This window comes from Sphingomonas sp. PAMC 26617 (assembly GCF_000242835.1).
Classification (GTDB): Bacteria; Pseudomonadota; Alphaproteobacteria; order Sphingomonadales; family Sphingomonadaceae; genus Sphingomonas.
The window spans coordinates 3,597,255-3,622,973 of record NZ_JH594425.1; the positions used below are offsets into that span (position 1 = coordinate 3,597,255).

Below are 25,719 nucleotides of genomic sequence, written 5' to 3' on the forward strand. Positions count from 1 at the left end.
GTTTGCCTGTGCCACGCCAGTGGCATGGTGCGAACCGGGAACCTTGCACGGGGCGGAAGAACGATGCGGCCTGAATCCGAAAAGCGTGAAACGCCGGTAAACTATTGGCGGCTAGCGGTTATTGTGGCGCTAGGGATAGCCTGCGTCGCTGGCCTTCCCGATTTCATGCACGGTTTCGCCGACGGCTATAACGGCCGGTAGTCGATCTTCCGACCACCAGGGCGACTTGCGGCGTTCCTTGCGCGGATCGCTACCGCCGCATCGATAGGAGAGCATTCATGCGTTTGCTAATGGCTCTGGTTCTGACCGCTGGGGCTGCAACGGCACAGGTTCCGTCCCCGTCCGCCAAGGTCCAACCGCCGACCAACCCGACAATGACGGCAATCTTTGACGCAGATCAGGCGGCACGGGATACCCCCCGTACAATCGACTGGAAGATCGTTCTCCCCGCGGATCGCGCCCGGCGGGAACGGACTCAGGCGCTGCTCGACGCGGGACGGCTCGCCAGCGCCGACGACTTCTATCACGCCGCTTTCGTCTTTCAGCACGGCGAAACGCCTGACGATTTCCTGAAGGCGCATACGCTGGCGGTCGTCGCAGTGGCGCGGGGTAAAGCGGACGCGGTGTGGATTTCCGCCGCCACGCTCGACCGGTATCTGCAGCGCATCGGTCAGCCGCAAGTCTATGGGACGCAATTCAACCATCCGCCCGGCAGCAAATGGACGCAGGAACCGTACCGACGAGACCTGCTCAGTGACGCCATGCGCGAAGCAAGCGGCGTTCCACCGCTTGCCGAGCAGGAGAAGCAGCGCGAAGACTGGGAACGCCAGCTACCCTGAAACGCGCCGTATCAAGGAAAGGACACGGCGCGCTTCGGATGTGTCGCTCAAGCCGCTTCGAACATCTCCGGCGAAAGCGCCATCAGCGCCTCGGACCCGCCCTCGATCTTGCGCCGCAACGCGCCAGCCTCTGGCATCACGCGCTCGGCGAAGTAGCGCGCTGTCACCAGCTTGGCGTCGAGGAACTTCGCATCCCCCTCGCCCGCTGCCTTCAGCTTGGTCGCGGCGACCGCCATGCGCAGCCACATCAGCCCGACCGCGACGATCCCCATTAGGTGCATATAGCTGTGTGCGCCTGCGCCGACATTGTCGGGGTTCTGCATGCCGTTCTGCATGAACCACAGGGTCGCCTGCTGGAGCTCGCCATTCGCCTTCTCGAGCGCGCCCGCGAAGGTCGCGGTTGCAGGATCGGCCTTGGCGGCGGCGACTTCCTCGGCGACCACCTTGAACAGCGCCTGCACCGCGCGTCCGCCATTCTGCGCGAGCTTGCGGCCGACCAGATCCATCGCCTGCACGCCGTTGGTGCCTTCGTAGATCATCGCGATCCGTGCATCGCGGACGTACTGCTCCATCCCCCATTCGGCGATGTAGCCGTGGCCGCCGTAGACCTGCTGCGCGTTGGTCGCGATGTCATAGCCCTTGTCGGTGCCATAGCCCTTGATGACCGGCGTCAGCAGCCCGACCAGATCCGCGGCGAGCTGGCGCTCCTCCTCGGTCCCGGCGGCATGTTCGAGATCGACCTGGAGCGCGCCCCACAGGCAGAGTGCGCGGAGGCCTTCGGTCAGCGCCTTCGACTCCATCAACATCCGACGGACGTCGGGGTGGACGAACAGCGTGTCCGCCTTCTCGCCCGGCTCCTTCGCGCCGGTGAGCGAGCGGCCCTGGCGGCGGTCCTGCGCATATTGGACTGCGTTCTGGTACGCGACTTCGGCGACGCCGAGGCCCTGCAAGCCGACGCCGAGACGCGCGGCGTTCATCATGATGAACATCGCGGCGAGGCCCTTCATCTCCTCGCCGACGAGCCAGCCGATCGCGCCGTCATAATTCATCACGCAAGTCGAATTGGCGTGGATCCCCATCTTGTGCTCGATCGAACCGCAGGTGACCGCGTTGCGCTCCCCGATCGACCCGTCGTCGCCGACCATGAACTTCGGCACCACAAACAGCGAAATGCCCTTCGAACTCTCTGGCGCACCCGGGGTCTTTGCGAGCACGAGGTGGATGATGTTGCTGGTCAGGTCATGCTCGCCCGACGAGATGAAGATCTTGGTGCCCGTGATCGCATAGGAGCCGTCGCCCTGCGGCTCGGCGCGGGTGCGGATCAGGCCGAGGTCGGTGCCGCACTGCGGCTCGGTCAGGTTCATCGTCCCGCCCCATTCGCCGCTGACCATCTTGGGGACGTACTTCGCCTTCTGCGCGTCCGAGCCCTTGACCAGCAACGCCGCGATCGCGCCGTGGGTCAGGCCCGGGTACATCGCGAACGCCATGTTGGCGGAGATCATATATTCCTGGAACGCGGTCGAGACGACGTGCGGCATCGCCTGCCCGCCGAATTCCTCCGGCGCGCTGAGCGTGCCCCAGCCCGATTCGACGAACGCCTGATAGGCTTCCTTGAAGCCCTTGGGGGTCGTGACCGAACCGTCCTCATGCCGGACGCAGCCTTCCTGGTCGCCCGAATAGTTGAGCGGGAACAGCACTTCGGCGACGAACTTGCCGCCCTCGTCGAGCACCGCGTCGACAACGTCGGGGGTCGCGTTCTGGAATCCGGGGAGATTGGCGTGGCTCTGCAGGCCGATCACGTGATCGAGGATGAAACGGGTGTCGCGGACGGGGGGCGTATACTGGGGCATGGGTTCAGTCCTTCATCTGGCCGGATGAGCCATGGGTTTCGAGCAAGGTGACAAAGTCGTCGAGTTCGTGGATCGCCGCGTCGATGTCGCGTTTCTGCGCGGTCAGCAGCGAAATCCGGTCGCGGCAGCGTTCGATCGTCGTCTGGCGCTGCATCTTCCGGCCGTCGCCGATGTCATACAGGTCGATCATCTCGCGGATCTCGCCGAGTGAGAAGCCGACGCGCTTGCCGCGCAGGATCCACGCCAGCCGTGCGCGGTCGCGCTGCGAATAGATGCGAGTCGTACCCCGCCGCTCGGGCGCGATCAGGCCTTCATCCTCGTAGAAACGCAACGCCCGCGCGGTGACGTCGAATTCCGCCGAAAGGTCGGAGATGGAGAAATGATCGCGCGTCGGGTGGCGATCGATGAGGGCATAGGCGGCACCGGTGCTCATGCCCCGTGAAATAGTTGCCCTTTACGTGAACGTCAAGACGGTGTGTGTCACGGATGCACGTCGTCTCCGCAGAGCAACGTGCCGCGCGGTCCGCGCAAGGTCGACGCTTCCGACGCCGATTCGCTAAGCCGGTCGAGTGCGAGCCCGGAGATCGCCGCATGCTCGGTGCAAAGCGCCTGACAACCGGTGGGCAAGCGCCCCGGGAAGACGATCCGGTCGCCGTCGAAGCGTGCGTCGAAGGTGCAGCCGCCCGCGCGGATGGTGTCGAACGCGACGTGCAGCGTTTCGCCCGAGCGAGTCACCACGCCGGTGCCGCCGCAATGTTCACGGTCGTCATAATCGACCGTTACGCCGATCCGGTACCCGGTCGCGCTCGGGACGACGCAGACGCGGTCGGCCTCGCGGACATAAAGACCCGTGATGTCGGTGCTGTTCGGGTCGGGAATGACGCCCGCCTGGATCGCGGCCGCCTCGAGCGCGGTGGCTGGCGGGGTCGCCTTCTCCCCGGGCGCGTTCTCCCGCTGGCAGCCGGTGAGGACGAACAGCGCGAGCAGCAGGCGCTTCAACCGACTCGCGCCAGCGCGTCGCCTTCCACCCGCCGGTAGAAACAGCTGCGTTCGCCGGTGTGGCACGCGGGACCGGCGGGATCGACAATCAGCCAGACCGCGTCCTGATCGCAGTCGATCCGGATGTCGTGGACGCGCAGGACATGCCCCGACGTCTCCCCCTTGCGCCACAATGCGCCACGGCTGCGCGACCAGAAATGCGCGTCGCCGGTCTCCACCGTCAGTTTCAGCGCTTCGGCAGTCATGTGCGCGAGCATGAGGACTTCACCGGTAGCGCGGTCTGTGGCGACCGCGGTGATCAGTCCGGCGGCATCATATTTGGGGTCGAGCACGAGGCCGGTTTCGCGAAGGTCTGGCATGGGGCGCGGTGTAGCGGCAGAGATGGCCCGCGTCACCCCGGCGGAGGTGGGGGCAGCCGGGTGCCCGTCGGGCTACTTGTCGGGTACTGGCGAGTCCTACTCGAGACGGCTTGGGGCTTTTTCGAAGGCAGGCCCCCGGGAGTCTTGCAGACTATCGCGCGTTGTCTCGCGGAGTTTTAGGTTCCCGCTTCCGCGAGCGTTCTGTGAAACTGCCCGTCATCCTGAACTCGTTTCAGGATCCAGCCCTCCGCGAGTCCGGACTGTGCCTGTTGCGCGGTGGATGCTGAAACAAGTTCAGCATGACGGCAGCGAGTGGGCGTGGAGTGAAGAGAAAACAGCCGATTGCGTTTCTGCAGAGGTCTCGCGCAGGCGGGGAAACCGCTGACGGAGCACCAGCGATTCGAGCCGCCTTCTCCTGCGAGGCGACATTCTCGCGCACATCCTCGTACAGTTTGTCGTCCTCAATGCTCCGCCCGCGATCCTTCGCCGTGCTGAACGCCTTGCGCGGGACAACAATTGATCCCCGAAGGCCGCCGGAACGAACAATGCGACCAATCGCTCCCCATGATGTGACAAAAGCGCGACAAAGCCGGAGAGCCCCCCTATATGGCCAATCGAAGCTCTACCCTCCCCCGAAGGGCGCCAATGCTCACAACCAATCCGTTCGAAGCCCCCGAAAACGGGGACAAACTGCATGAAGAATGCGGTGTCTTTGGTATCTCCGGAGCGGCCGACGCCGCCCGGCTCGTTGCGCTGGGGCTCCACGCGCTCCAGCATCGCGGACAGGAAGCGGCTGGCATCACCAGCTTCGACGGTGCCGAATTCCACACTCACCGCGCAATGGGCCACGTCGCGGGCAATTTCGACCGCGAGGATATCATGGTCCCGCTGCGCGGCACGGTCGCGTGCGGCCATGTGCGCTACTCGACCACGGGCGAGACCGCGCTCCGCAACGTCCAGCCGCTCTACGCCGACCTCGCCTCGGGCGGGTTCGCGATCGCGCATAACGGCAATATCTCGAACGCGATGCGGTTGCGCCGCGATCTCGTCCGGCGCGGCTCGATCTTCCAGTCGACCAGCGATACCGAGACGATCATTCATCTCGTCGCGACGTCCAACTACCGCACCGTCGTCGACAAGTTCATCGATGCGTTGAAGCGCGTCGAGGGCGCCTATTCGCTGATCGTGATGACGCCCGAGGGCATGATCGCGTGCCGCGATCCGCTCGGCATTCGCCCGCTCGTGATGGGCCGGATCGAACAGTCGGACGGCAGCCAGGCGGTGATCTTCGCGTCCGAGACGGTCGCGCTCGACGTGGTCGGCGCGACCTTCGTCCGCTCGATCGATCCGGGCGAACTCGTCATGGTCAAGGGCAGCGAGATCACCTCGCATCGCCCGTTCGCGCCCGTGTCGGCGCGGCCGTGCATCTTCGAATTCGTCTATTTCTCGCGCCCCGATTCGATCTCGGAGGATCGCAGCGTCTACACCGTCCGCAAGGCGATCGGCGCACAGCTCGCGATCGAAAGCCCGGTCGATGCCGACCTCGTCATCCCGGTCCCCGATTCGGGCACCCCGGCGGCGCTGGGCTATGCGCAGGAATCGGGGATCCCGTTCGAACTCGGGATCATCCGCTCGCATTATGTCGGGCGCACCTTCATTCAGCCGGGCGACAAGGTTCGTCACCTTGGTGTGAAATTGAAGCACAACGCCAATCGCGCGCTGATCGCGGGCAAGAAGATCGTGCTGATCGATGATTCGATCGTGCGCGGGACGACCAGCCTCAAGATCGTTGAGATGATGCGCGAAGCAGGCGCGGCCGAGGTCCATATGCGTATCGCGAGCCCGCCGACGCGGCATTCGTGCTTCTACGGCGTCGACACGCCCGAGCGCGCCAAGCTGCTCGCCGCGACCAAGAATCTCGAGGAGATGGCGGCGTATATCAAGGCCGACAGCCTCGCGTTCGTCTCGATCGACGGGCTGTACAAGGCGCTCGGCGAGCCGCAGCGCAACGCGATCCGCCCGAGCCATTGCGATGCCTGCTTCACTGGCGACTATCCGACCACGCTGACCGACCAGGACGATGTCTCGTCGGTCGATCAGTTCGCGCTGCTGGCCGAACGCGTCAGCTGAGGATCGCAAGACGATGACTGATGGGAACCGCCCGCTCGCTGACCGGGTCGCGCTCGTTACCGGTGCCTCCAAGGGCATCGGTGCCGCGACCGCCATCGCACTTGGCGCAGCGGGGGCGCATGTCGTCCTCACCGCCCGGACCAGCGCCGGCCTCGAGAGCGTCGAGAATGCGATCTTCGACGCAGGCGGGTCGGCAACGATCGCGCCGCTCGACCTGACGCAGGCGGAGGCGATCGCGCGGCTGGGTTCGGCAATCGGCGAACGCTGGCCCGCGCTCGACATTCTCGTGCTCAACGCAGCGATGCTCGGCACACTGGCACCCGTGCCCGCGATCGACCCCAAGGAAATGGCGAACGTCCTGACGCTTAACGTCAGCGCGCAAGCGGCCTTGATCGCGGCCTTCGATCCGATGCTGCGCAAGTCGAACCACGCGCGCGTCATCGGCATCACCTCGAGCGTCGGGCGCAAGCCGCGGGCGTATTGGGGGCTTTACGGCGCGTCCAAGGCGGCGTTCGAGACGATCGTATCGGCATACGGCGACGAGATGGAACGGATCAGCAACATCCGCACCGCGATCCTCGACCCCGGCGCGACCCGCACCGACATGCGCCGCCGCGCCTATCCGGGCGAGGAACCCAAGTCGGTCAAGGAACCGAGCGTAGTGGCAGAGCGGATCGTCGCGCTGCTGACCGAGGATTTCGCGACGGGGCATTTCGAACGCGTCGGGTGACCGCTTTCGTCGCTGGGCCACCTTCAGCCGTCCTTCCCGCCTTCGCGGGAATGACGGTAGTAGCGGAAGGTACGAGCTTGATCGCTCGCTGATACGCCGCTAAGGGACGCGCACTCGCATGGACCCGGTGCAAATCCGGGTGGCTCTTTCAGCCGCCGATCCGCTGGATAACAGAACACATGGATAGCGAAGTCACCGACCCCGCAAGCGGTCCGGTGCCATGTGCCTGCGTTTGGTATCTCATGACATTTTCAACTTTTCGAACCCAATGGTTCTCCTCGTTCGCCGACGTGCGGCGCGAGACGCTGGCCGGCATCGTCGTCGCGCTCGCGCTCATTCCCGAAGCGATCGGCTTCTCGATCATCTCGGGCGTCGATCCGCAGGTCGGGCTGTATGCCTCGGTCGCGATCGCGATCGTCATCTCCTTCATCGGCGGTCGTTCCGCGATGATCTCGGCCGCGACCGCGGCGGTAGCGGTGGTGGTGACGCCGCTGGTGCGCGATCACGGCGTCCCGTATCTTTTCGCCGCGACCATCCTGATGGGCGTGTTCCAGATCCTCGCGGCGGTGCTGCGGCTCGACCTGGTGATGCAGTTCGTTTCCCGATCGGTGATAACGGGCTTCGTCAACGCATTGGCAATCCTCATTTTCATGGCGCAGTTGCCGCAGCTGACGGGCGTGACCTGGCATAGCTTCGCGCTGGTCGCGGGCGGTCTGGCGATCATCTATCTGCTGCCGCGCCTGACCAAGGCGGTGCCCTCCCCGCTGGTCGCGATCGTCGTGCTCGCGGTGATCAGCATCGCGCTCGCGTTGCCGGTGCGCACCGTCGGCGACATGGGGCGCCTGCCTTCCGGGCTGCCGTCCTTCGCGCTGCCGCAGGTTCCGCTGACGTGGGAGACGCTGCGGATCATCCTGCCCTATTCGCTGACGATGGCGGCGGTCGGGCTGCTCGAATCGCTGCTCACCGCGCAGATCGTCGACGACATGACCGACACCGAAAGCAACAAGCGCCGTGAGTGCGCGGGCCAGGGCGGGGCGAACATCGTCGCCGCATTGGTCGGCGGAATGGGCGGGTGTGCGATGATCGGCCAGTCGGTGATCAACGTGACCTCGGGCGGGCGCAAGCGGCTGTCGACGTTCATCGCCGGCGCGTTCCTGCTGTTCCTGCTCGCGGTAGCCGGCCCTGTGGTCGGGCGGATTCCGATGCCCGCGCTGGTCGCGGTGATGATCATGGTCGCGATCGGGACGTTCAGCTGGAATTCGATCCGCAACCTCCGCCGGCATCCGCCGACGTCCTCCGCAGTGATGCTGGTGACGGTCGCGGTCGTCGTCGCGACACATGATCTTGCGCAGGGCGTACTCGCGGGGGTGCTGCTGTCGGGCATCTTCTTCGCGGGCAAGGTCCGGCGGATGGTATCCGTCGCGCGCACGACGGGCGCGGACGGCGTTGTCTATCAGGTCAGCGGGCAGGTTTTCTTTGCCTCGGTCGACCGCGTCACAAGTGCGTTCCTGCCCGAGCAGGGCGCGCCGGTGACGATCGACGTAAGCGACGCGCACTTCTGGGACATTTCGGGGGTCGGCGCGCTCGACAAGATCATCGCCCGGTTGCGGCGGGACGGATCGGTGGTCGAGGTGATCGGCTATAATCGCGCGAGCGCCGATCTCGTCGATCGCTATGCCTTGCACGACAAGACCGGGTTCGAGCTTGGCGTGGTGCCGCACTGATGGCGGTCGATATGCCGGGTTGATCGCGACCGTTCGTTTCGAGCGTGACTGTTAAACCCGGCGCAGCGTGGGGGTCGCGTTTCCGCACACCTTCCGACTTGCCGTCAGACCTTTACCAGCGTGACCTGCGCGACGTCGATCCCCTGCCCGCGGAACCCGCCTTCGCAGTACATCAGATAATAGCGCCACAAGGCGATGAACTTACTGTCGAACTTCGCCGGAAGACGCCCAGCAACTACTGCCGCGTCGAACGCGACACGCCACCGGCGCAGCGTCTCGGCATAGTGCAGCCCGAAGCTGCGGTTGTCGCGCCACGCGAGCCCATGCGTCTCGGCGAGTGCGCGGAAGCGGCTCTGCGACAACAGCATCCCGCCGGGGAAGACGAACCGCTGGATGAAATCGACGTTCGCGGCATAGGCCTCGAAGATCGCGTCATCGATCGTGATATACTGGATCGCCGCCCGCCCGCCGGGCTTGAGCACGCGTGCGATGGCGGCGAGATACGTCCCCCAATAGTCCTGTCCGACCGCCTCGACCATCTCGATGCTGGCGATCCCATCATACTGGCCGGAGACGTCGCGATAATCGGTGCGCGAGACGGTCACGCCCGAAAGCCCCGCCTCCGCGATACGGTCGTTGACCGCGCGTTCCTGCTCGCTCGACAGCGTGATCGCATCGACCCGCAACCCGCGCCGCGCCGCCGCCTCGGCAAAGCCACCCCAGCCGCAGCCGATCTCGAGCACGGTCTGCCCGGGTGACAGTTTCAGCCGATCGAGGATCGCATCGTTCTTGCGCGCCTGTGCCGCCGTCAGGTCCTCGGTCGTCATCGCCGCTTCGTCGAACAAAGCGGCCGAGTACATCATGCTCGGATCGAGCCAGAGGCTATAGAAGTCGTTGCCCAGATCGTAGTGGAAATGGATGTTGCGCCGGGACCCCGCGCGCGAGTTGCGGCGCAGGGCATTGCGCCAGCCGCGCAGCATGCGGATCATTCCACCCGACCGCGCCGTCCCACCCAAAGAGCGCCGGTTGCGCATGAACAGCTCGAACAGCACGGTCGGGTCGGGACTGGTCCACTCACCCTTGGACCAGGCGACGTACCAGCCCGCCGAGCCCCCGGTCACCAGCCGCATCAACGCGCGCCAGCGACGCAGGTCGACCACGGCTGCGGGTCCGGGTGCCCGCCCGCCGAGCAGTCGCCTGCCCCCGCCCGGCAAGGTTGCCGCGAGCGATCCCTCTACCAGACCGGAATCGATCCGGTCGAGCACGGCGTTGAACGGTTTTACGAATACCCCAAACATCGCGCCCCCCTCGCATCCCGGGGCGTGGTTGCCAAGCCGCTCAGCGCACCTGTTTCACCGCCTGCAACGCGCGCTCGCGCGCCTCGCGGTGTCCGATGATCTTGGGCGGGTAGGCCTTGGGGCGGCAGCCTGCCTCCTCGGGGTCGTGGATCGCGTCGCCCTTCACGTCGGCGAGTTCGGGAACCCATTCGCGGATATACGCGCCCGCGTCGAACTTGGGCGACTGGACCAGCGGCGCCATGATCCGGACGAACATGTTCGAATCAATCCCGGTGCCCGCGGTCCATTGCCAGTTGACCGAGTTGGAGCCGTAATCGCCATCGACCAGGCAATCCCAGAACCACCGCTCGCCTTCGCGCCAGTCGATCAGCAGATGCTTGATCAGGAAGCTCGCGGTGATCATGCGGACGCGATTGTGCATCCAGCCGGTCTTCCAGAGCTGACGCATCCCGGCGTCGACGATCGGATAACCGGTGCGGCCCTGCTGCCACGCCTTGAGGTCGGCGTGGGCATCCTTGCCGCTGCGCCACGGCATCGCATCATACTTCTCGCGGGCGTTTTTCGAGCCGTATTCCGGATATTGCAGGATGACGTTCTGCGCATAGTCACGCCAGCCGATCTCGCTCAGGAAGACGTCGACCGACCCGCCGACATCGGCGACGGCGTGCCACACCTGCGCCGCGGAAAGCTCGCCAAAATGCAGGTGCGGCGACAGACGGGAACTGCCCTCCTGCGAGGGGAAGTTTCGCGTGTCGTCATAGTCATCCGCCTGCTTCTTGAAGGCGTTCAGGCGATTGTGTGCGGCATCCTCGCCGGGGGTCCAGTCGTCCGAGAAGCCGGTCGACCAGTCGGGCTTGGTCGGCAGCAGCGTCCAGTCGGCGAGCACGTCGCTCTTGGGCCATTTGGACGGCGCCGGGATCTTCGCAGGTTTGTGGATCGGCGCGGGCGGCGGCATGTGCTGCTTGAGCGCACGCCAGAACGGGGTGTAGATCTTGTACTGCCCGCCGCTGCCAGTCGTGATCGATCCGGGGCGCGCGAGGTAATTGCCGTCATGGCAGACGAGATCGAGGTGCTTGGCGACGGCTTCCTCGGCCTTGCGCCACCACGGTTCGAAATGGCGGATGCAATGGACTTGCGTCGCGCCGGTTTCCTCGGCGAGTTGCGCTAGCACCTCGACGCACTTCCCTCGGCGCAGGATCAGCCGCGAGCCCTTCTCGCGCAGGTCCGAGTCGAGGCCTTCCAGGCTGTGGTGGAGCCACCAGCGCGAGGCGCCGCCCATCGCGTATTTCTCGGGGGTGTCGTCGTCGAGGATGTAGACCGGGATCACCGGTCCATCGTTGATCGCGGCGAGGAGAGCGGGCTGGTCGGCCAGCCGGAGGTCTCGGCGGAGCCAGAGGATGATTGGGGTCAAGACAGTTATATCTCACACAAAGACACAAAGGCACAAAACAGAAGCAGAAGTCAGTTTCGGTAATAGTTGTTGGCGATCCGGCGGATCCCGTCTTTGAACGTACCGGCACCAAAGTTCATCAGTAAGCCGAGCGGCAGCTCCATCAGTCGCAGATAGGTCAGCACCTGCTTGCCATGGACGGGAACGAAACTCTCCGTCGATTTTAGCTCGAGCAACAACCGTCGTTCGACAAGGAGATCGATCCTGAACCCCTCGTCGAGCGCAATACCCTCGAACAGGATTGGAACAGCCTTTTGCCGTTCAACCTGCAAACCCCGCCTCGAAAGCGATTGAAACAGGCAGGCTTCGTAGACGGACTCGAGAAGACCCGGCCCCAGGGCGGCGTGCAGCTTGTAGCCGCAATCCACCGCAACCCGTGCCAGGTCTTCAAGAGCATCGTCCAACTCTTCACCTTTTAGTGGCTTAGTGTCTTTGTGTGAGGCCAATCCTCACATCGAATGCGGTTCCTTCTCCACCTGCCACGTCTGCCCCTGCGACAGCAGCTTCTGCAGGTCGGGCGTCTTGCCCTTCGCGGCTTCCGCATTCTGCGTCACGACAGCACTTTCGAACGTCGGCTTGGGATCGTCGAACAGCACGCCAAGAGCCATCGGGAACATCCCGAAGGGCATCTCGACCAGCATGTGCGCAAGACCGCGGTTGGTCTGGTCATGCACGATCACGCCCGCCGCCGCCCAATCGCCGTCGACCACGTCGACAACCTTGAGCACCAGCCGGTCCATGTCCATCGCCAGCCCCTTGGTGCCGGCCTCGAACAGCAACGGCTTGCCATGCTCGACCCAGAGCTGGTTCGCGCCCGCGTTCTTCTTCTCGGTGAAGGGCGCGAAGACGTCGTCGTTATAGACGATGCAGTTCTGGAAGATCTCGACGAACCCGGTGCCCTTATGCGCATGCGCTGCCTTCAGGACGCCGACGAGGTTCTTGTGGATGTCGATCGCCCGCGCGATGAACCGGCCGCCTGCCCCGAGCGCGAAGGCGCACGGGTTGGCGGGCGTGTCGACCGAGCCGAACGGGGTCGATGGCGTCCGCGTCCCGACGCGCGACGTCGGGGAATACTGCCCCTTGGTGAGGCCGTAGATCTCGTTGTTGAACAGCAGGACCTGGCAATCGAGATTGCGGCGGATCAAATGCATCGTGTGGTTGCCACCGATCGACAGCGCGTCGCCGTCCCCGGTGATGATCCAAACGTCGAGATCTGGGTTGGCGAGCTTGACGCCCGTCGCCACCGCCGGCGCACGACCATGGACCGTGTGGAAGCCGTAGGTCTCCATATAATAGGGAAAGCGCGACGAGCAGCCGATGCCGCTGACGAAGACGGTGTTTTCCGGGCGCGCGCCGATTTCGGGCATCGTGCGCTGGACTGCCTTGAGCACGGCATAGTCGCCGCAGCCCGGGCACCAACGGACTTCCTGATCGGTTTCCCAGTCCTTCGGCGTGGTCTTCGCGATGGGGGTCATGTCGTTCATGGGTTCACAGCCTCCGGGCTGGGCAATTGAGTTTCGCTGGGGGGCACAAAGTCGCCCTCGGCGGGGAGATGGCCGTCGATCGCTTCCTCGATCTCGGAGATGAGGAATGGCTGACCCGACACCTTGTTGAGCGGCTTGGCATCGACCAGGAACTGGTCGCGGAGCACCGTCTTCAGCTGACCGGTGTTCATTTCCGGCACCAGGATGGTGTCGTAACCCTTTAGCAACGCACCGAGATTCGCCGGCATCGGCCAGATGTGACGGATGTGGATGTGTGCCACGTCACGGCCCTTGGCACGCGCGCGGCGGACCGCCTGGTGGATCGGCCCGAAGGTCGAGCCCCAGCCGACGATCGCGAGCTTGCCCGAGGTCTCGCCGAGCTCGACGGTCTGGTCAGGCACCGCGATGTTCGCGACCTTGTCGCGGCGGATTTCAGTCATCTTCTGGTGGTTTTCGGCACCATAATCGATGTTGCCGGTGCCGATCGCCTTCTCGATCCCACCGATGCGGTGGAGCAGGCCGGGCGTGCCGGGCTTGACCCACGGACGCTTGAGATTCTCGTCACGCGCATAGGGAAGGAAGCCGCCCTCGGGGACTTCTTCGAGATACTCGACCGGGAACGGCGCATAGGTCGACATGTCGGGGACGAGCCACGGCTCGGCGGCATTGGCGATATAGCCGTCGGTCAGCAGCATCACCGGGGTCATGTACTGGACCGCGATCCGCACCGCCTCGATCGCGACGTCGAAGCAATCCGACGGCGAGCGTGCCGCGAGGACCGGCATCGGCGCATCGCCGTTACGGCCATAGACCGCCTGATACAGATCCGACTGCTCGGTCTTGGTCGGCAGGCCGGTCGAAGGACCGCCGCGCTGCGAGTTGACGATGACGAGCGGGAGCTCGGTCATGATCGCAAGCCCCATTGCCTCGCCCTTGAGCGCAATGCCCGGGCCCGACGACGAGGTCACGCCAAGCTGCCCGGCGTAGGACGCGCCGATCGCCGAAGCGATCGCGGCGATCTCATCCTCCGCCTGGAAGGTGGTGACGCCATATTCCTTGAGGCGCGACAGGAAGTGGAGGATCGCCGACGCGGGCGTGATCGGATAGCCGCCGAAGAACATCGGAACATCGGCAAGCTGGACGCCTGCGACCAGCCCGAGCGAGATCGACTCGGCGCCGGTGACGGTGCGGTACAGGCCGGGTGCGGTCGGTGCGACGCCGATGTGATGCTGCTTCATCGGGCCCGCCAGTTCGGCGGTCTCGCCGTAAGCATGGCCTGCGTTCAAAGCGGCGATGTTCGCCTCGGCGAGTACGGGGGCCTTGGCGAACTTGGTCTTAAGCCAGTCGACGATCGGGGCGCGATCCCGATCGAACATCCAGAGCGCGAGCCCCAGCGTCCACATGTTCTTGCAGCGGAGCGCCTCCTTGTTGCCAAGGCCGAACGGCTTCACCGCATCCAGCGTCAGCTGCGAGATGTTAAAGCTGAGGAGCTGCCACTTGGCGAGGCTGCCGTCGGTCAGCGGGTTGGCGGCGTATTTCGCCTTGGCGAGGTTGCGTTCGCCGAACTCGCCTTCGTCCGCGATGATCAGGCCACCCGCCTTAAGCGCAGGCGCGTTCACCTTGAGCGCCGCCGGGTTCATCGCGATCAACACGTCGGGCGCGTCGCCCGCGGTTTCGATCGCGGTCGAGCCGAAGTTGATCTGGAACGCGGACACACCGAACAGCGTGCCTTGCGGTGCTCGGATTTCGGCGGGGAAATCCGGGAAGGTCGCCAAATCATTGCCCGACAGCGCAGTCGACAGCGTGAACTGCCCCCCGGTCAACTGCATACCGTCGCCCGAGTCGCCGGCGAACCGGACGACGACGGACTCTGCGGTGGGGTGGGCGGAGGCTTCTTGGGGGGTAACTTCGTGCGCGGCGGTCGCCATCAGCGTCTTGTCCTACGGGTAATCGTTGTCATGCCCTTATGCCTCGAACGGCGCAGGGCCAAGGTAGTTTCAATAAGGGGCGGTGCAACCGCTGCTTTCCGGTCACCCGGCGGCGGCGAAGGCCGCGCCGAGCGTGAGGATCGCGCGGACATGCCGTTCGGCCAGCGCGACCACGTCCGCGCCATAGCCGCCACCGACCGTACTCGCCAGCGGAATGCCCCGATCGATCGCGAGCCGCGCGACGAGATTCTCGCGCGCGACCAGCCCGTCGTCGGTCAGTGCGAGCCGCCCGAGCCGGTCGTTCGCGAGCGGGTCGATCCCGGCCTGGTAGAGAATGATCTGCGGTCGAACCTCGTCGAGCATCGGCACCAGCGTCGACTCGAGCGTGGCGAGATAGTCCGCGTCGCCGGTCGCATCGGGCAGGCCGACATCGAGCGTCGAGCGCGCCTTGCGAACCGGGAAATTCTTTTCGGCATGGATCGAATAAGTCGCGATCTGGGGATAGCCGGCGGTCAGCGCGGCGGTGCCGTCGCCCTGATGGACGTCGCAATCGACCACCAGCACGCGCAGGCCGTCCTCTTCCGCGAGCCGAACCGCCGCGATCGCGAGATCGTTGAAGACGCAATAGCCGGCCCCCGTCGCGGCGAGCGCGTGATGGCTGCCGCCCGCGGTATTGGCGGCGAACCCCCGCTCCAGCGCGATCTTGCCGGCGAGCCACGTACCGCCGGGCACCACCGCCGCGCGCGCCGCGACCGACTCGGTCACCGCGAAACCGATGCGTCGCTCCTTCTCGCGGGGGACACGTGCCTCGAGCACCTCTGCTACATAATCGGCGTCATGCACCGCTTCGAGCCAATGGAGCGGCATGGCGTCCGGCACATGCCACGCGACCCCTGCCCCTTCGGCCTCGAGACGATTGCGGATCGCCGCATTCTTGCTGAGCTGGCTGGGATTGTTTGCCTGTCCCGAAGCGACATAGGCGGGGTGATGGACGACCGCGATCATCCTGCCTAGGTAGGTGCGAGACTGGCAGAGACCAATGGAGAGCGCCGCATGACCGACAGCAGCACCCCGCCCGAAACCCCTACCCCCTATGTTCGCGCGGACGTCGCGGGCTTCCTTGCGTTCCTCAACAACCTCCCCGGCCCCCGCACGCACGAGATGGAGCCCCCCGTCGCGCGCGCTGCCTATGCCGCGATGAAGGACATCGCCGATCCGCCGGTCGGCGAGCTCGGGCTGATCAGGGATATTGCGATTCCGGGTCCGGCGGGCGCGATCCCCGCGCGGCTGTTCGACGTGCAGGCGGATCGCGTGCCCGGGCCGCTCGTGCTGTTCTATCACGGGGGCGGGTTCGTGATCGGCGACCTCGACACACATGCGAGCTTCTGCGCCGAGATTTCGCGCGCGCTCGATCTTCCCGTGCTCGCGGTGGATTACCGGCTCGCGCCCGAACAGCCCTGGCCCGCCGCGCCAGACGATTGCGAGGCAGCGGCGCGCTGGGCGGCAAGCGGACCGGCCGAACTGGGGCGCGGCGTCACTGCGCTGGTGCCGTGCGGCGACAGCGCGGGGGGCAACCTTGCGATCGTCGTCACCGCAGCGTTGCGGGACGAGCCTGCGGCGGTGCCCGTGATCGCGCACCTGCCCTTCTATCCCGCGACCGATACGAGCAAGCCGTACCCATCCTACGACCAGTTCGCCGAGGGCTATCTGCTCACCCGCGCGACGATGGAGTGGTTCAACGTCGCCTATCAGGCCGAGGCCGAGCATGTCCGCGCCTCGCCGTTGTTGGGTGGCCTCGCCGGGATGCCCCCCGCCGTCGTGGTCACCGCGAGCCTCGATCCGATCCGCGATCAGGGCCGGGCCTATGCCGCCGCGCTGGCGGAAGCCGGCGTCGCGGTCGTGTTCCGCGAAGCCGTCGGCAACATCCATGGCTTCGTCACGCTGCGCAAGGCGATCCCGTCGTCGGCGGGCGACGTCGCCGGGGCGCTCGTTGCGGCCAGAGCGCTGATCGCCGAGGCCGAAGCGCAGCGCGTGATGGCACAGGCAGCGGCATGACCGATCCGACGACGCTGCCCTATCGTCCCTGTGCCGGGCTGATGATCCTGAACGCGGAAGGGAAGGTCTTCGTTGGCCAGCGGATCGATACCAAGGTCGAGGCGTGGCAGATGCCGCAGGGCGGGATCGACGACGGCGAGGATGCCGAGACCGCTGCTTTGCGCGAGTTGCGCGAGGAGACTGGGATCACGCCCGACAAGGTCGATCTGATTGCCGTGTCTCCGCAGGAGCTGTTCTACGATCTGCCCGAAGACCTCGTCGGACGTGTCTGGAAGGGCAAGTGGCGCGGTCAGCGGCAGCGGTGGTTTCTGTATCGTTTCAAGGGCCTGGACAGCGATATCGACATTGCGACCGAACATGAGGAGTTTAAGGAATGGGCGTGGGTCGACCCCGCGACCCTTCCCGAGATCATCGTCCCGTTCAAGGCGCCGCTCTACCGCGAGGTCCTTGCCGTGTTTGCAGACCATCTCGGCTGAGGTGGCAAATCGTTTCCGTCGCAACGGACTGGAGCCGATCGCAAACCCAAGCTAGGCTGCTTCGATGAGGGGATTAAACGAACACGAAAGCGCAGCGATCGCGGTCGCGCGCGCGCAGCCGATGCTGCGGCAGGTCGAGCAATGGTCGGCGGTCAATTCGGGAACACGCAATCTTGCCGGACTGTCCGCGGTTGCGGACATGCTGGTTGCAGCATTCGGTGTGCTTCCAGGTAAAGTCGCTTTGATTGAAGGGGATACAGCCGAGAGTGTAGGCTCTGACGGAAGTGTCGCGATCCTGGATCATGGTCGCCACCTGCATCTGAGCGTTCGCCCGGAAGCGCCCGTGCAATTGCTGCTGACCGGCCATATGGACACCGTCTATCCGGTCGACCACGCGTTCCAGACGCTGACGAAGCGCGACGACGGGACGCTCAACGGCCCCGGCGTCGCGGACATGAAGGGTGGCCTTGCGGTAATGCTCGCCGCGCTGGTCGCAGTAGAGACGAGCCCGCTCGCGGCGCGGATCGGCTATGACGTCGTCATCAATTCCGACGAGGAAACCGGCTCCTTCTCCTCCTCCGCGCTGATCCGCCGGATGGCGCAGGGCAAGATCGCCGCGCTCACCTACGAACCCGCGCTGCCCGACGGCACGCTTGCGGGCGCACGCGGGGGCACGGGCAATTTCTCGATCGTCGCCACCGGGCGCAGCGCGCACGCCGGGCGCAACCCGGAGGATGGCCGCAACGCGATCGTTGCCGCAGCCGATCTCGCGGTCCGCCTCCACGCGGCGCGCGGGGATGGGCTGGCGGTCAATCCGGCGCGCATCGAAGGCGGCGGGCCGAACAACGTCGTTCCCGACCACGCCGTCCTCCGCATCAACTTCCGCCCCGCCGATCACGCCGCGATCGCGCGCGCGCAGGCGTTGCTCGACGCCACGATCGCTGCCGTGGCGGCGCATCATGACGTCACCATCGCGCTTCACGGCAGCTTCAATCGCCCGCCCAAGCCGATCGACGCGGGGGCGGCACGCCTGTTCGAGCTGGTGAAAACGTGCGGCGCGGATCTCGGCCTCGCCATCGGCTGGCGCGCGACCGGCGGGGTGTGCGACGGCAACACCATTGCCGCGTGCGGCGTCCCCGTGGTCGACACGATGGGCGCGCGCGGCGGCGCGATCCATTCCCCGGACGAATATCTGATCGTCGAGTCCCTCCCCGAGCGTGCGGCGCTGTCCGCGCTCACCATCTTGCGTATCGCCGAAAAGGGCCAGTTGTGACCTACCGTATCCGCGCCGCGCGCGACTCCGACCTCAAGCCGCTATACGAAATGGCCAAGCTGACCGGCGGCGGCTTCACCAATCTTCCGCCTGACCGGACCGCGCTGACCGCAAAACTCGAACGCAGCGCCGCCGCCTTCGCGCGCGACGACGATACCAAGGCGGACGATCTGTTCGTGCTGGTATTGGAGAACACCGAGACCGGCGAGGTCCGCGGCACCTGCCAGATCTTCACGCATGTCGGACAGAGCTACCCTTTCTACAGCTATCGGCTGGGCACGCTGACGCAGCATTCGAAGGAACTCGGCCGGACGTTTCGCGCCGACATGCTCGGGCTGACGACCGATCTCGAAGGGTGCAGCGAAGTCGGCGGTCTGTTCCTCCATCCGGGCGAACGCGCGGGCGGGCTCGGGCTGTTGCTCGCGCGCAGCCGTTATCTGTTTATCGCCAAGCATCGCGCGCGCTTTGCCGACCGCGTTCTGGCGGAACTCCGCGGGATCATCGACGAAGCGGGCGGCTCGCCATTCTGGGATGGGCTGGCGGGGCGCTTCTTCGGGATGAATTTCCAGGACGCCGACCAGTTCAATGCGGTGCAGGGGCACCAGTTCATCGCCGACCTCTTCCCCAAGCACCCGATCTACACCGCGATGCTCCCCGAAACCGCGCGCGCGGTGATCGGCCTGCCGCACCCGTCGGGCCGGGCCGCGATGAGAATGCTGGAAAACGAAGGGTTTGCGTATGAGAATTACGTCGACATCTTCGATGGCGGCCCCACGATGATCGCCAAGACCGACGCGGTCCGCACGATCCGCGACGTCCAGACCTCGACCGTGGTCGCGACCGATTTCGACGGCGGCGACCAGGCGCTGATCGCGAGCGGACGGCTGGCCGACTTCCGCTGCGTCTATGGCGACGTGCGCGCGTGCACCGGCGGGGTGGTGATCTCCCCGACCGTCGCGCGCGCGCTCGAGATCATCGAGGATGCCACCATCTGCCATGTCCCGAGGGTGTGATGCCGACCGAGATCAACTTCGACGGAATCGTCGGGCCGAGCCATAATTTCGCGGGTCTCAGCCCCGGCAATCTCGCCGCGACGCAGAATGCCGGGACGACCTCCTGGCCGCGCCATGCCGCGCTCGAGGGGATCGCCAAGATGCGCGCCAATCTCGCGCTCGGGCTGACGCAGGGGATCCTGCTCCCGCACGACCGGCCCAACCGGCGCTGGCTCGCGTCGCTGTCGACCGATTATGCCAGCGCGCCGCCATTGCTGCGCGCACAGGCAATGTCCGCCTCGGCGATGTGGGCGGCGAATGCGGCGACGGTCTCGCCAGGCACTGACACCGCCGACGGGCGGTGCCACTTCACGCCCGCGAACCTGCTGACGATGCCACACCGCAGCCACGAGGCGCACGAGACAGCGCGGCAGCTCGCGATCGCCTTTGCCGACCCGGCGCACTTCGCGCATCACGCGCCGATCCCCGCGCCGTTCGGCGACGAGGGGGCGGCGAACCACATGCGGCTTGCGCGAAGCCATGGTGAGCCCGGGATCGAGCTGTTCGTCTACGGCAAGTCGGGCGGGGCCTTCCCCGCACGCCAGTCGCGCGTGGCAAGCGCGGCGGTCGCGCGCGCGCACGGGCTCGACCCCGCGCGAACGCTGTTCCTCGCGCAGTCGCCGGATGCGATTGCGGCAGGGGCGTTCCACAATGACGTCGTTGCGGTCGCCAACGAACAGGTGCTGTTCGTCCACGAACATGCGCTCGCCGATCGCGACGCCGCTTACGCCGAGATCCGGCAGGCGGCACCGTGGGTCGAGATCGTCGAGGTGCCCGCCGACGCCGTATCGCTGGCGGACGCGGTGTCCTCCTATCTGTTCAACGCGCAACTGGTCACGCCACCCGATGGCGTCATGACGTTGATCGTTCCAGTTGAAGCCGCCGGGCATCCGCGCGTGGCGGCATGGCTGGAGACGATGCTCGCCGGGAACGGGCCGATCCGCCGGGTCGAGACGGTCGACGTACGACAATCGATGGCGAACGGCGGGGGTCCGGCGTGCCTGCGATTGCGGGTCGTCGCCGATCCGAAGACGATCGATCCGCGGTTCCTGGTCGACGCGGCGAAGCTCGATTCGATTGCGGCGGTCGTGTCCGAGCACTGGCCGGAAACGATCGTTCCGGATCAGATCGTCGGCACGTCTCCCGATCTGGCGCTGGTTCAGACGGTTTCCAGCGCACGCGCGGCGTTGCTGCGGGTGCTGGCGCTCGAAGGTGTGCTCGACTGAAGCTGTCGCGTTAAGTTACAGGTAACCATCTCCGGTAACGCGACAGCGCGCGAAACCGCCATTGGCCCGGCGCTTGCTACCAAAGGCGTATGTGGACCAAATTCAGCAGCCTGTTCGTCATCAAGAACAAGTTCGAGGCCTTTGGCGTGATCTACGCGCTCGCGGTCGGCGCGGTCGAGCGCGGCGCGCATTACCTCGAGCAATATCCGGGGTTCGGCGGATATCTGCTTTTCGCCGTCTGCCCGATCGCGGTGTTCATGGCCGGCGCGCGTATTCTGGATTCGGTGGAACGCGACGCGGGGTGACACGGGCGTGCGGGGATCGTGCGCTGTAAAGCCGTCGACTCCGGCGACCCCATGACCGCGGGCGTACGATGTCCAGACGCAAGAAAGGCCGGAACATTGCTGTTCCGACCCTTGCCCGCCATGCGGCGGAAATAGATGGTGCACCCAGAGCGATTCGAACGCCCGACCCTCAGATTCGTAGTCTGATGCTCTATCCAGCTGAGCTATGGGTGCCTGGAGAGGCGCTGTTAGCCGCGACATTTCGGGGGCGCAAGCGCTTTTCCAAAAAAAGTCACAAAGTTCGACGGTGCCGTCGCACGTTGCGCCCGCCCGGCCATCGGCATAGAGCAAGCGCAAATGACCTATCGTTCAGCGCCCAGCCATCTTCTCTTCCTTTCGCTCTTTCTGGCGGGCGGCTGCGCGGCACCGCGGGCGGCGACCTTCCCGTCGCTCCTGCCCCGTCCGATCGAATCGCGCAGCGATGCCGAGCCGGTCGCGCCCGTGACGATCGTCGAGCCCGACCCGGCGACCGATGCGACGCTGGTCGACCTGCAGAAGACGATCGATACGGCGGGCACGACCTTCGATGCCGCCGCCGATACTGCCGACCGGCTCGCCAGGGCGGCGCACGGGGATGCGGTCGGCAGCGATCGCTGGATCACGGCGCAGACCGCGCTGGGGCAACTCGACGGGCTGCGCGCGACGACCTCGTCGGCGATCACCGATCTCGACGAGCTTGCGCTGACGCGCGCCGCGAGCGGCAAGCCGGACTATCCGGCGATCGCAACGCTGCGCCAGACCGCACAGGCCGCGCTCGACTCGCAGGCGGCGCGGATCCAGACCATCCAGGCGCGCCTCACCCCGGCCTGAGCGGGCTCACGCACCGCCGGTCGTCGACAAAACGGTCTTCGTGCCTTTGTGGCTTTGTGCGTGATCTTCTTTTCTTTGGAAGATTTGATCACGCAAAGACGCAAAGCCACGAAGAGAAGAAGCGCGGCAACGCTGCGGCAGGCCGCACCTGACGCGCGTGCGGCGCGCATCGCGGCTATCGAGACACGTCTCACGCCGGCCTGAGTAGGCGCACGCACCGCCGGTCGTTAACAAAACGGTCTTCGTGCCTTTGTGGCTTTGTGCGCGATCTTCTTTTCTAAGGAAGATTTGACCGCACAAAGACGCAAAGCCACGAAGAGAAGAAGAAGTGCCCGAGGGAATGGCGTTCCGATGGGTGACCTGGCGCGGCATTGATGCAGACCGCTTCGCGGCTTTGCGGCTTTGCGTGAGTCATTCGTCCCAACCAGCGGACGACGACGATCCAGGCAAACCCCCTTGGAACCGGCCCGCATCCTGCTAAACGCTCAGCCGATGACAGTTTCCCTCACCACCCCGCCCGCCGGACAGGCCAACAGCCTGCGCCAGCAACCCGACGACAACGGGCATTTCGGCCAGTTCGGTGGCCGCTACGTCGCCGAGACGCTGATGCCGCTCGTGCTCGAGCTCGACCAGGCGTATCGCGCGGCCAAGGCCGACCCGGCGTTCCAGGCGCAGTTCGACGATCTGCTCGCACATTATGTCGGCCGCCCGAGCCCGCTCTATTATGCCGAGCGCCTGACCGAGACGCTCCGCGAATCCGCGCCCGAGGGCAAAGGGGCGCAGATCTGGTTCAAGCGCGACGAGCTGAATCACACCGGCGCGCACAAGATCAACAATTGCATCGGGCAGATCCTGCTCGCGATGCGGATGGGCAAGACCCGGATCATCGCCGAGACCGGCGCCGGCCAGCACGGCGTCGCCACCGCGACGGTCTGCGCGCGCTTCGGGCTGCCGTGCGTGATCTACATGGGCGCAAAGGACATCGCGCGTCAGGCGCCCAACGTGTTCCGCATGAAGCTGCTTGGCGCGGAAGTGCGCCCGGTGACGAGCGGGTCGCATTCGCTCAAGGATGCGATGAACGAGGGGATGCGCGACTGGGTCGCGAACGTCCACGACACCTTCTACATCATCGGCACCGCCGCTGGCCCGCATCCCTATCCGGAGATGGTCCGCGACTTCCAGAGCGTGATCGGCACCGAGGCGCGGGCGCAGATGCTGTCGCGAATCAACCGCCTGCCCGACATGCTCGTCGCGGCGATCGGTGGCGGGTCGAACGCGATCGGGCTGTTCCACCCGTTCCTCGATGATGCCGACGTCAAGATGCTTGGCGTCGAAGCCGCCGGGCGTGGGCTCGACAAGGAGCACGCCGCCAGCCTCGCGGGCGGCGCACCGGGGATCCTCCACGGCAACAAGACCTATCTGCTGCAGGACGAGGACGGCCAGATCACCGAGGCGCATTCGATCTCGGCCGGGCTCGACTATCCGGGGATCGGGCCCGAGCATTCGTGGCTCCACGAGATCGGACGGGTCGAATATACGTCGATCACCGATACCGAGGCGCTCGATGCGTTCCAGCTGCTGTGCCGGACCGAGGGCATCATCCCCGCGCTCGAACCGGCCCATGCGATCGCCGCCGTCGCCAAGCGTGCGCGCGAGATGGACCGCGACCAGATCATCCTCGCCAATCTGTGCGGGCGTGGCGACAAGGACATCTTCACTGTCGCCGAAGCGCTCGGGGTAGCGATATGAGCGTGCGGGGGGGCGGTATTTCCGATGTCGTGACCGCTGCCGTAGTCGGCGCTGTCGTCGCGCTGATCGTGCGCGAAGTCAGCGCGTTCGGCATCGACGTGCAACGCTGGACGCTCCACGTCCCGCGCGCGCTCGATTCCGCGAAGATCGGCGCGATTGCGGGTGCCGCGAGCAACCTCTTTGGCAACTGGAGGTCGGGGAGATGAGCCGCCTCTCCGCTGCTTTCGCCAAGGGCCACCCCGCGCTCGTCGCGTTCGTTACCGCAGGCGACCCCACCCCTGCCGCGACCGGCGCGATCCTCGACGCGATCGTCGAGGGCGGCGCAGACGTGATCGAGCTCGGCATGCCGTTCACCGACCCGATGGCGGACGGCCCCGCGATCCAGGCGGCGAACATCCGCAGCTTGCTCGCGGGCACGCGCACCGCCGACATCCTCGGCATCGCTAAGGCGTTCCGGGCGCGGCACCCGGATACGCCGCTGGTCCTGATGGGCTATGCCAACCCGATGACGATCCGCGGGGGGGACTGGTTCGCCGCCGCCGCGCAGGACGCGGGGGTCGACGGCATCATCTGCGTCGACATTCCGCCCGAGGAAGACGCCGAACTCGGCCCTGCGCTCCGCGCCGCCGGGATCGACCCGATCCGCCTCGCCACGCCGACGACCGACGCCGCCCGCCTGCCCACCGTGCTCGATGGCGCGAGCGGCTTCGTCTATTACGTCTCGGTCGCGGGCATCACCGGTCTGCAACAGGCAGCGCAGGCGTCGATCGAATCCGCCGTCGCGCGTCTGAAGGCCTCGACCGACCTGCCGATCGCAGTCGGCTTCGGCGTCCGCACCCCCGATCAGGCGGCAGCGATCGCAAAGGTCGCGGACGGCGTCGTCGTCGGCTCGGCGATCGTCGAGCTGGTCGCGCAGCACGGTGCCGCTGCGCCGGACGCGGTGCGCACCTATATTCAATCCCTGTCGACGGCCGTCCACGCCGCCCGCGAAGGAATCCCCACATGACCTGGCTCACCAGCGTCCGCAACGCGCTCTCGCTCGTCGTTCCGATCAAGAAGGAGACGCCCGACACGCTCTGGCACAAGTGCAAGGGCTGCGGGCAGATGGTGTTCGTGAAAGAGCTCGAGGACAATCTCTATGTCTGTCCGCATTGCGATCATCACGAGCGGATCGGGCCAATCCTGCGGTTCCAATATGTCTTCGATGCAGGCTCCTACAAGATCGTGCCGCTGCCAAAGGTGCCCGACGACCCGTTGAAGTTCCGCGATACCAAGCGCTACGTCGACCGGATCAAGGCCGCGCGCGCCGCGACGTCCGAGGGCGATGCGCTGATCACCGCGCGCGGGACGATCGAGGGGCGTCGCGCCGTCATCGGCGTGCAGGACTTCGCGTTCATGGGCGGATCGATGGGTCTTGCGGTCGGCGAGGCGTTCGTTCGCGGGGTGGAGACCGCGATCGAGGATAATTGCCCGTACATCATCTTTACCGCCGCGGGCGGCGCGCGGATGCAGGAGGGCATCCTGTCGCTGATGCAGATGCCGCGCGCGACCGTCGCGATCCAGATGCTCCACGATGCCGGGCTGCCCTACATCGTCGTGCTGACCGATCCGACCACGGGCGGCGTCACCGCTAGCTATGCGATGCTCGGCGATGTCCAGATTGCAGAGCCGGGCGCGCTGATCGGCTTCGCGGGCCAGCGCGTGATCGAGCAGACGATCCGCGAGAAATTGCCCGACGGGTTCCAGCGCGCAGAATATCTGCTCGAGCACGGCATGATCGACATGGTGAAGCACCGCCGCGACTTGCGCGCGACGCTGGCGAGTTTGATCGATTATCTGGGCGGCGCACGCGTAGCGGCGTGATTACTCTCCCTCTCCCCGCTTGCGGGGAGAGGGCAAGCGAGGCGAAGCCGACGCGAGGGAGAGGGGCATTACGGTTGGGG

27 protein-coding genes, 1 tRNA gene and 1 other annotated feature are annotated in these 25,719 nt (G+C 65.8%); of the genes, 15 read left to right on the plus strand and 13 right to left on the minus strand.

Annotated features, from left to right (window positions below):
- Positions 1-278: 278 nt before the first annotated feature.
- Entirely contained in the window at positions 279-839 is a 561-nt protein-coding gene (locus tag RH91_RS15745; RefSeq protein ID WP_037478876.1) for a hypothetical protein, read from the plus strand.
- Between the two features lie 47 nt (positions 840-886).
- On the opposite strand, the gene RH91_RS15750 is transcribed toward RH91_RS15745, so the two are convergent.
- The 5 genes from RH91_RS15750 to RH91_RS23635 all read right to left on the minus strand — a co-directional run bounded on the left by RH91_RS15750 (position 887) and on the right by RH91_RS23635 (position 4,603).
- Positions 887-2,689 carry an acyl-CoA dehydrogenase C-terminal domain-containing protein gene (locus tag RH91_RS15750; protein WP_010163904.1) on the minus strand — a complete coding sequence of 601 codons (1,803 nt, stop codon included), beginning with the start codon at positions 2,687-2,689 and terminating at the stop codon, positions 887-889.
- A 4-nt stretch (positions 2,690-2,693) separates the two neighbouring features.
- Positions 2,694-3,122, minus strand: a complete 429-nt coding sequence (locus RH91_RS15755; RefSeq protein ID WP_010163905.1) for a MerR family transcriptional regulator — start codon at positions 3,120-3,122, stop codon at positions 2,694-2,696.
- A 47-nt stretch (positions 3,123-3,169) separates the two neighbouring features.
- Positions 3,170-3,688, minus strand: coding sequence for a hypothetical protein (locus tag RH91_RS15760; RefSeq protein WP_010163906.1), 519 nt, complete (start codon positions 3,686-3,688; stop codon positions 3,170-3,172).
- Entirely contained in the window at positions 3,685-4,047 is a 363-nt protein-coding gene (gene hisI, locus RH91_RS15765; protein WP_010163908.1) for a phosphoribosyl-AMP cyclohydrolase, read from the minus strand. The genes RH91_RS15760 and hisI overlap by 4 nt, the downstream gene beginning before the upstream one ends.
- A 232-nt stretch (positions 4,048-4,279) precedes the next feature.
- Complete coding sequence (locus RH91_RS23635) at positions 4,280-4,603, minus strand: DUF7218 family protein (protein WP_442852555.1); 324 nt, start codon at positions 4,601-4,603, stop codon at positions 4,280-4,282.
- A gap of 89 nt (positions 4,604-4,692) precedes the next feature.
- Between RH91_RS23635 and purF the strand changes: the two genes are divergently transcribed.
- The 3 genes from purF (at position 4,693) to RH91_RS15780 (ending at position 8,631) form a co-directional block, all read left to right on the plus strand.
- Positions 4,693-6,177 (plus strand): amidophosphoribosyltransferase, encoded by a 1,485-nt coding sequence (gene purF / locus RH91_RS15770; RefSeq protein WP_010163909.1) that lies wholly within the window; start codon positions 4,693-4,695, stop codon positions 6,175-6,177.
- Positions 6,178-6,190: 13 nt separating this feature from the next.
- Positions 6,191-6,907, plus strand: coding sequence for an SDR family NAD(P)-dependent oxidoreductase (locus RH91_RS15775; RefSeq protein ID WP_010163910.1), 717 nt, complete (start codon positions 6,191-6,193; stop codon positions 6,905-6,907).
- Positions 6,908-7,024: 117 nt separating this feature from the next.
- Positions 7,025-7,080 (plus strand) — a sequence feature (sul1 is cis-regulatory element that is thought to sense ions involved in sulfur or methionine metabolism; They are found in Alphaproteobacteria).
- A 69-nt stretch (positions 7,081-7,149) separates the two neighbouring features.
- A complete protein-coding gene (locus tag RH91_RS15780; RefSeq protein WP_029623958.1) occupies positions 7,150-8,631 on the plus strand; it encodes a SulP family inorganic anion transporter in 1,482 nt (493 codons plus the stop codon).
- 104 nt (positions 8,632-8,735) lie between these two features.
- On the opposite strand, the gene RH91_RS15785 is transcribed toward RH91_RS15780, so the two are convergent.
- From RH91_RS15785 to RH91_RS15810, 6 genes are all read right to left on the minus strand, one after another.
- Entirely contained in the window at positions 8,736-9,929 is a 1,194-nt protein-coding gene (locus RH91_RS15785) for an SAM-dependent methyltransferase (protein WP_010163912.1), read from the minus strand.
- A 40-nt stretch (positions 9,930-9,969) separates the two neighbouring features.
- Positions 9,970-11,340: a cryptochrome/photolyase family protein gene (locus tag RH91_RS15790; RefSeq protein ID WP_010163914.1), complete on the minus strand. Its 1,371-nt coding sequence runs from the start codon at positions 11,338-11,340 to the stop codon at positions 9,970-9,972.
- A 50-nt stretch (positions 11,341-11,390) separates the two neighbouring features.
- Positions 11,391-11,783 carry a GxxExxY protein gene (locus RH91_RS15795; protein ID WP_029623959.1) on the minus strand — a complete coding sequence of 131 codons (393 nt, stop codon included), beginning with the start codon at positions 11,781-11,783 and terminating at the stop codon, positions 11,391-11,393.
- Between the two features lie 45 nt (positions 11,784-11,828).
- On the minus strand, positions 11,829-12,863 hold the full coding sequence (locus RH91_RS15800) for a 2-oxoacid:ferredoxin oxidoreductase subunit beta (protein ID WP_010163918.1): 1,035 nt from the start codon (positions 12,861-12,863) through the stop codon (positions 11,829-11,831).
- A complete protein-coding gene (locus tag RH91_RS15805) occupies positions 12,860-14,791 on the minus strand; it encodes a 2-oxoacid:acceptor oxidoreductase subunit alpha (RefSeq protein WP_010163919.1) in 1,932 nt (643 codons plus the stop codon). Before RH91_RS15805 ends, RH91_RS15800 begins: the two co-directional genes overlap by 4 nt.
- 102 nt (positions 14,792-14,893) lie before the next feature.
- Positions 14,894-15,796, minus strand: coding sequence for a histone deacetylase family protein (locus tag RH91_RS15810; protein WP_010163920.1), 903 nt, complete (start codon positions 15,794-15,796; stop codon positions 14,894-14,896).
- 48 nt (positions 15,797-15,844) lie between these two features.
- Between RH91_RS15810 and RH91_RS15815 the strand changes: the two genes are divergently transcribed.
- The 6 genes from RH91_RS15815 to RH91_RS15840 all read left to right on the plus strand — a co-directional run bounded on the left by RH91_RS15815 (position 15,845) and on the right by RH91_RS15840 (position 21,178).
- Positions 15,845-16,846 carry an alpha/beta hydrolase gene (locus RH91_RS15815; RefSeq protein ID WP_010163921.1) on the plus strand — a complete coding sequence of 334 codons (1,002 nt, stop codon included), beginning with the start codon at positions 15,845-15,847 and terminating at the stop codon, positions 16,844-16,846.
- The gene (locus RH91_RS15820; protein WP_010163922.1) at positions 16,843-17,322 is read left to right on the plus strand and encodes an RNA pyrophosphohydrolase; all 480 of its coding nucleotides are present in this window, start codon (positions 16,843-16,845) and stop codon (positions 17,320-17,322) included. The genes RH91_RS15815 and RH91_RS15820 overlap by 4 nt, the downstream gene beginning before the upstream one ends.
- Positions 17,323-17,386: 64 nt before the next feature.
- Positions 17,387-18,595, plus strand: a complete 1,209-nt coding sequence (locus RH91_RS15825; protein WP_029623961.1) for a hydrolase — start codon at positions 17,387-17,389, stop codon at positions 18,593-18,595.
- On the plus strand, positions 18,592-19,608 hold the full coding sequence (locus tag RH91_RS15830) for an arginine N-succinyltransferase (RefSeq protein WP_010163928.1): 1,017 nt from the start codon (positions 18,592-18,594) through the stop codon (positions 19,606-19,608). The genes RH91_RS15825 and RH91_RS15830 overlap by 4 nt, the downstream gene beginning before the upstream one ends.
- Positions 19,608-20,873, plus strand: a complete 1,266-nt coding sequence (locus RH91_RS15835) for an N-succinylarginine dihydrolase (RefSeq protein WP_010163929.1) — start codon at positions 19,608-19,610, stop codon at positions 20,871-20,873. The genes RH91_RS15830 and RH91_RS15835 overlap by 1 nt, the downstream gene beginning before the upstream one ends.
- 89 nt (positions 20,874-20,962) lie before the next feature.
- Entirely contained in the window at positions 20,963-21,178 is a 216-nt protein-coding gene (locus RH91_RS15840; RefSeq protein WP_010163930.1) for a hypothetical protein, read from the plus strand.
- 136 nt (positions 21,179-21,314) lie between these two features.
- Here the strand turns inward: RH91_RS15840 and RH91_RS15845 are convergent.
- Positions 21,315-21,391 (minus strand) — tRNA-Arg (locus RH91_RS15845).
- Between the two features lie 123 nt (positions 21,392-21,514).
- Here RH91_RS15845 and RH91_RS15850 point away from each other — a divergent pair.
- A complete protein-coding gene (locus RH91_RS15850; RefSeq protein WP_010163931.1) occupies positions 21,515-22,027 on the plus strand; it encodes a hypothetical protein in 513 nt (170 codons plus the stop codon).
- Positions 22,028-22,033: 6 nt separating this feature from the next.
- Here the strand turns inward: RH91_RS15850 and RH91_RS22550 are convergent, their stop codons facing one another.
- Positions 22,034-22,399: a hypothetical protein gene (locus tag RH91_RS22550; RefSeq protein WP_157136954.1), complete on the minus strand. Its 366-nt coding sequence runs from the start codon at positions 22,397-22,399 to the stop codon at positions 22,034-22,036.
- 120 nt (positions 22,400-22,519) lie between these two features.
- Between RH91_RS22550 and trpB the strand changes: the two genes are divergently transcribed.
- From trpB to accD, 4 genes are read left to right on the plus strand one after another with little or no spacing between them, the layout of a single operon-like run.
- Positions 22,520-23,776, plus strand: a complete 1,257-nt coding sequence (trpB, locus tag RH91_RS15855; RefSeq protein WP_010163932.1) for a tryptophan synthase subunit beta — start codon at positions 22,520-22,522, stop codon at positions 23,774-23,776.
- A gap of 29 nt (positions 23,777-23,805) precedes the next feature.
- Complete coding sequence (locus RH91_RS15860; RefSeq protein ID WP_232283535.1) at positions 23,806-23,982, plus strand: hypothetical protein; 177 nt, start codon at positions 23,806-23,808, stop codon at positions 23,980-23,982.
- Positions 23,979-24,782 carry a tryptophan synthase subunit alpha gene (gene trpA / locus RH91_RS15865; protein ID WP_010163935.1) on the plus strand — a complete coding sequence of 268 codons (804 nt, stop codon included), beginning with the start codon at positions 23,979-23,981 and terminating at the stop codon, positions 24,780-24,782. Before RH91_RS15860 ends, trpA begins: the two co-directional genes overlap by 4 nt.
- The gene (gene accD / locus RH91_RS15870) at positions 24,779-25,639 is read left to right on the plus strand and encodes an acetyl-CoA carboxylase, carboxyltransferase subunit beta (protein WP_010163936.1); all 861 of its coding nucleotides are present in this window, start codon (positions 24,779-24,781) and stop codon (positions 25,637-25,639) included. Before trpA ends, accD begins: the two co-directional genes overlap by 4 nt.
- Positions 25,640-25,719: the final 80 nt, after the last annotated feature.

Coding starts and splice junctions, on each gene's coding strand:
- RH91_RS15745 (WP_037478876.1), top strand. CDS start 279: ATGCGTTTGCTAATGGCTCTGGTTCTGACCGCTGGGGCTGCAACGGCA.
- RH91_RS15750 (WP_010163904.1), bottom strand. CDS start 2,689: ATGCCCCAGTATACGCCCCCCGTCCGCGACACCCGTTTCATCCTCGAT.
- RH91_RS15755 (WP_010163905.1), bottom strand. CDS start 3,122: ATGAGCACCGGTGCCGCCTATGCCCTCATCGATCGCCACCCGACGCGC.
- hisI (WP_010163908.1), bottom strand. CDS start 4,047: ATGCCAGACCTTCGCGAAACCGGCCTCGTGCTCGACCCCAAATATGAT.
- purF (WP_010163909.1), top strand. CDS start 4,693: ATGCTCACAACCAATCCGTTCGAAGCCCCCGAAAACGGGGACAAACTG.
- RH91_RS15775 (WP_010163910.1), top strand. CDS start 6,191: ATGACTGATGGGAACCGCCCGCTCGCTGACCGGGTCGCGCTCGTTACC.
- RH91_RS15780 (WP_029623958.1), top strand. CDS start 7,150: ATGACATTTTCAACTTTTCGAACCCAATGGTTCTCCTCGTTCGCCGAC.
- RH91_RS15785 (WP_010163912.1), bottom strand. CDS start 9,929: ATGTTTGGGGTATTCGTAAAACCGTTCAACGCCGTGCTCGACCGGATC.
- RH91_RS15800 (WP_010163918.1), bottom strand. CDS start 12,863: ATGAACGACATGACCCCCATCGCGAAGACCACGCCGAAGGACTGGGAA.
- RH91_RS15805 (WP_010163919.1), bottom strand. CDS start 14,791: ATGGCGACCGCCGCGCACGAAGTTACCCCCCAAGAAGCCTCCGCCCAC.
- RH91_RS15810 (WP_010163920.1), bottom strand. CDS start 15,796: ATGATCGCGGTCGTCCATCACCCCGCCTATGTCGCTTCGGGACAGGCA.
- RH91_RS15815 (WP_010163921.1), top strand. CDS start 15,845: ATGACCGACAGCAGCACCCCGCCCGAAACCCCTACCCCCTATGTTCGC.
- RH91_RS15820 (WP_010163922.1), top strand. CDS start 16,843: ATGACCGATCCGACGACGCTGCCCTATCGTCCCTGTGCCGGGCTGATG.
- RH91_RS15825 (WP_029623961.1), top strand. CDS start 17,387: ATGAGGGGATTAAACGAACACGAAAGCGCAGCGATCGCGGTCGCGCGC.
- RH91_RS15835 (WP_010163929.1), top strand. CDS start 19,608: ATGCCGACCGAGATCAACTTCGACGGAATCGTCGGGCCGAGCCATAAT.
- RH91_RS15840 (WP_010163930.1), top strand. CDS start 20,963: ATGTGGACCAAATTCAGCAGCCTGTTCGTCATCAAGAACAAGTTCGAG.
- RH91_RS15850 (WP_010163931.1), top strand. CDS start 21,515: ATGACCTATCGTTCAGCGCCCAGCCATCTTCTCTTCCTTTCGCTCTTT.
- RH91_RS22550 (WP_157136954.1), bottom strand. CDS start 22,399: ATGCCGCGCCAGGTCACCCATCGGAACGCCATTCCCTCGGGCACTTCT.
- trpB (WP_010163932.1), top strand. CDS start 22,520: ATGACAGTTTCCCTCACCACCCCGCCCGCCGGACAGGCCAACAGCCTG.
- trpA (WP_010163935.1), top strand. CDS start 23,979: ATGAGCCGCCTCTCCGCTGCTTTCGCCAAGGGCCACCCCGCGCTCGTC.
- accD (WP_010163936.1), top strand. CDS start 24,779: ATGACCTGGCTCACCAGCGTCCGCAACGCGCTCTCGCTCGTCGTTCCG.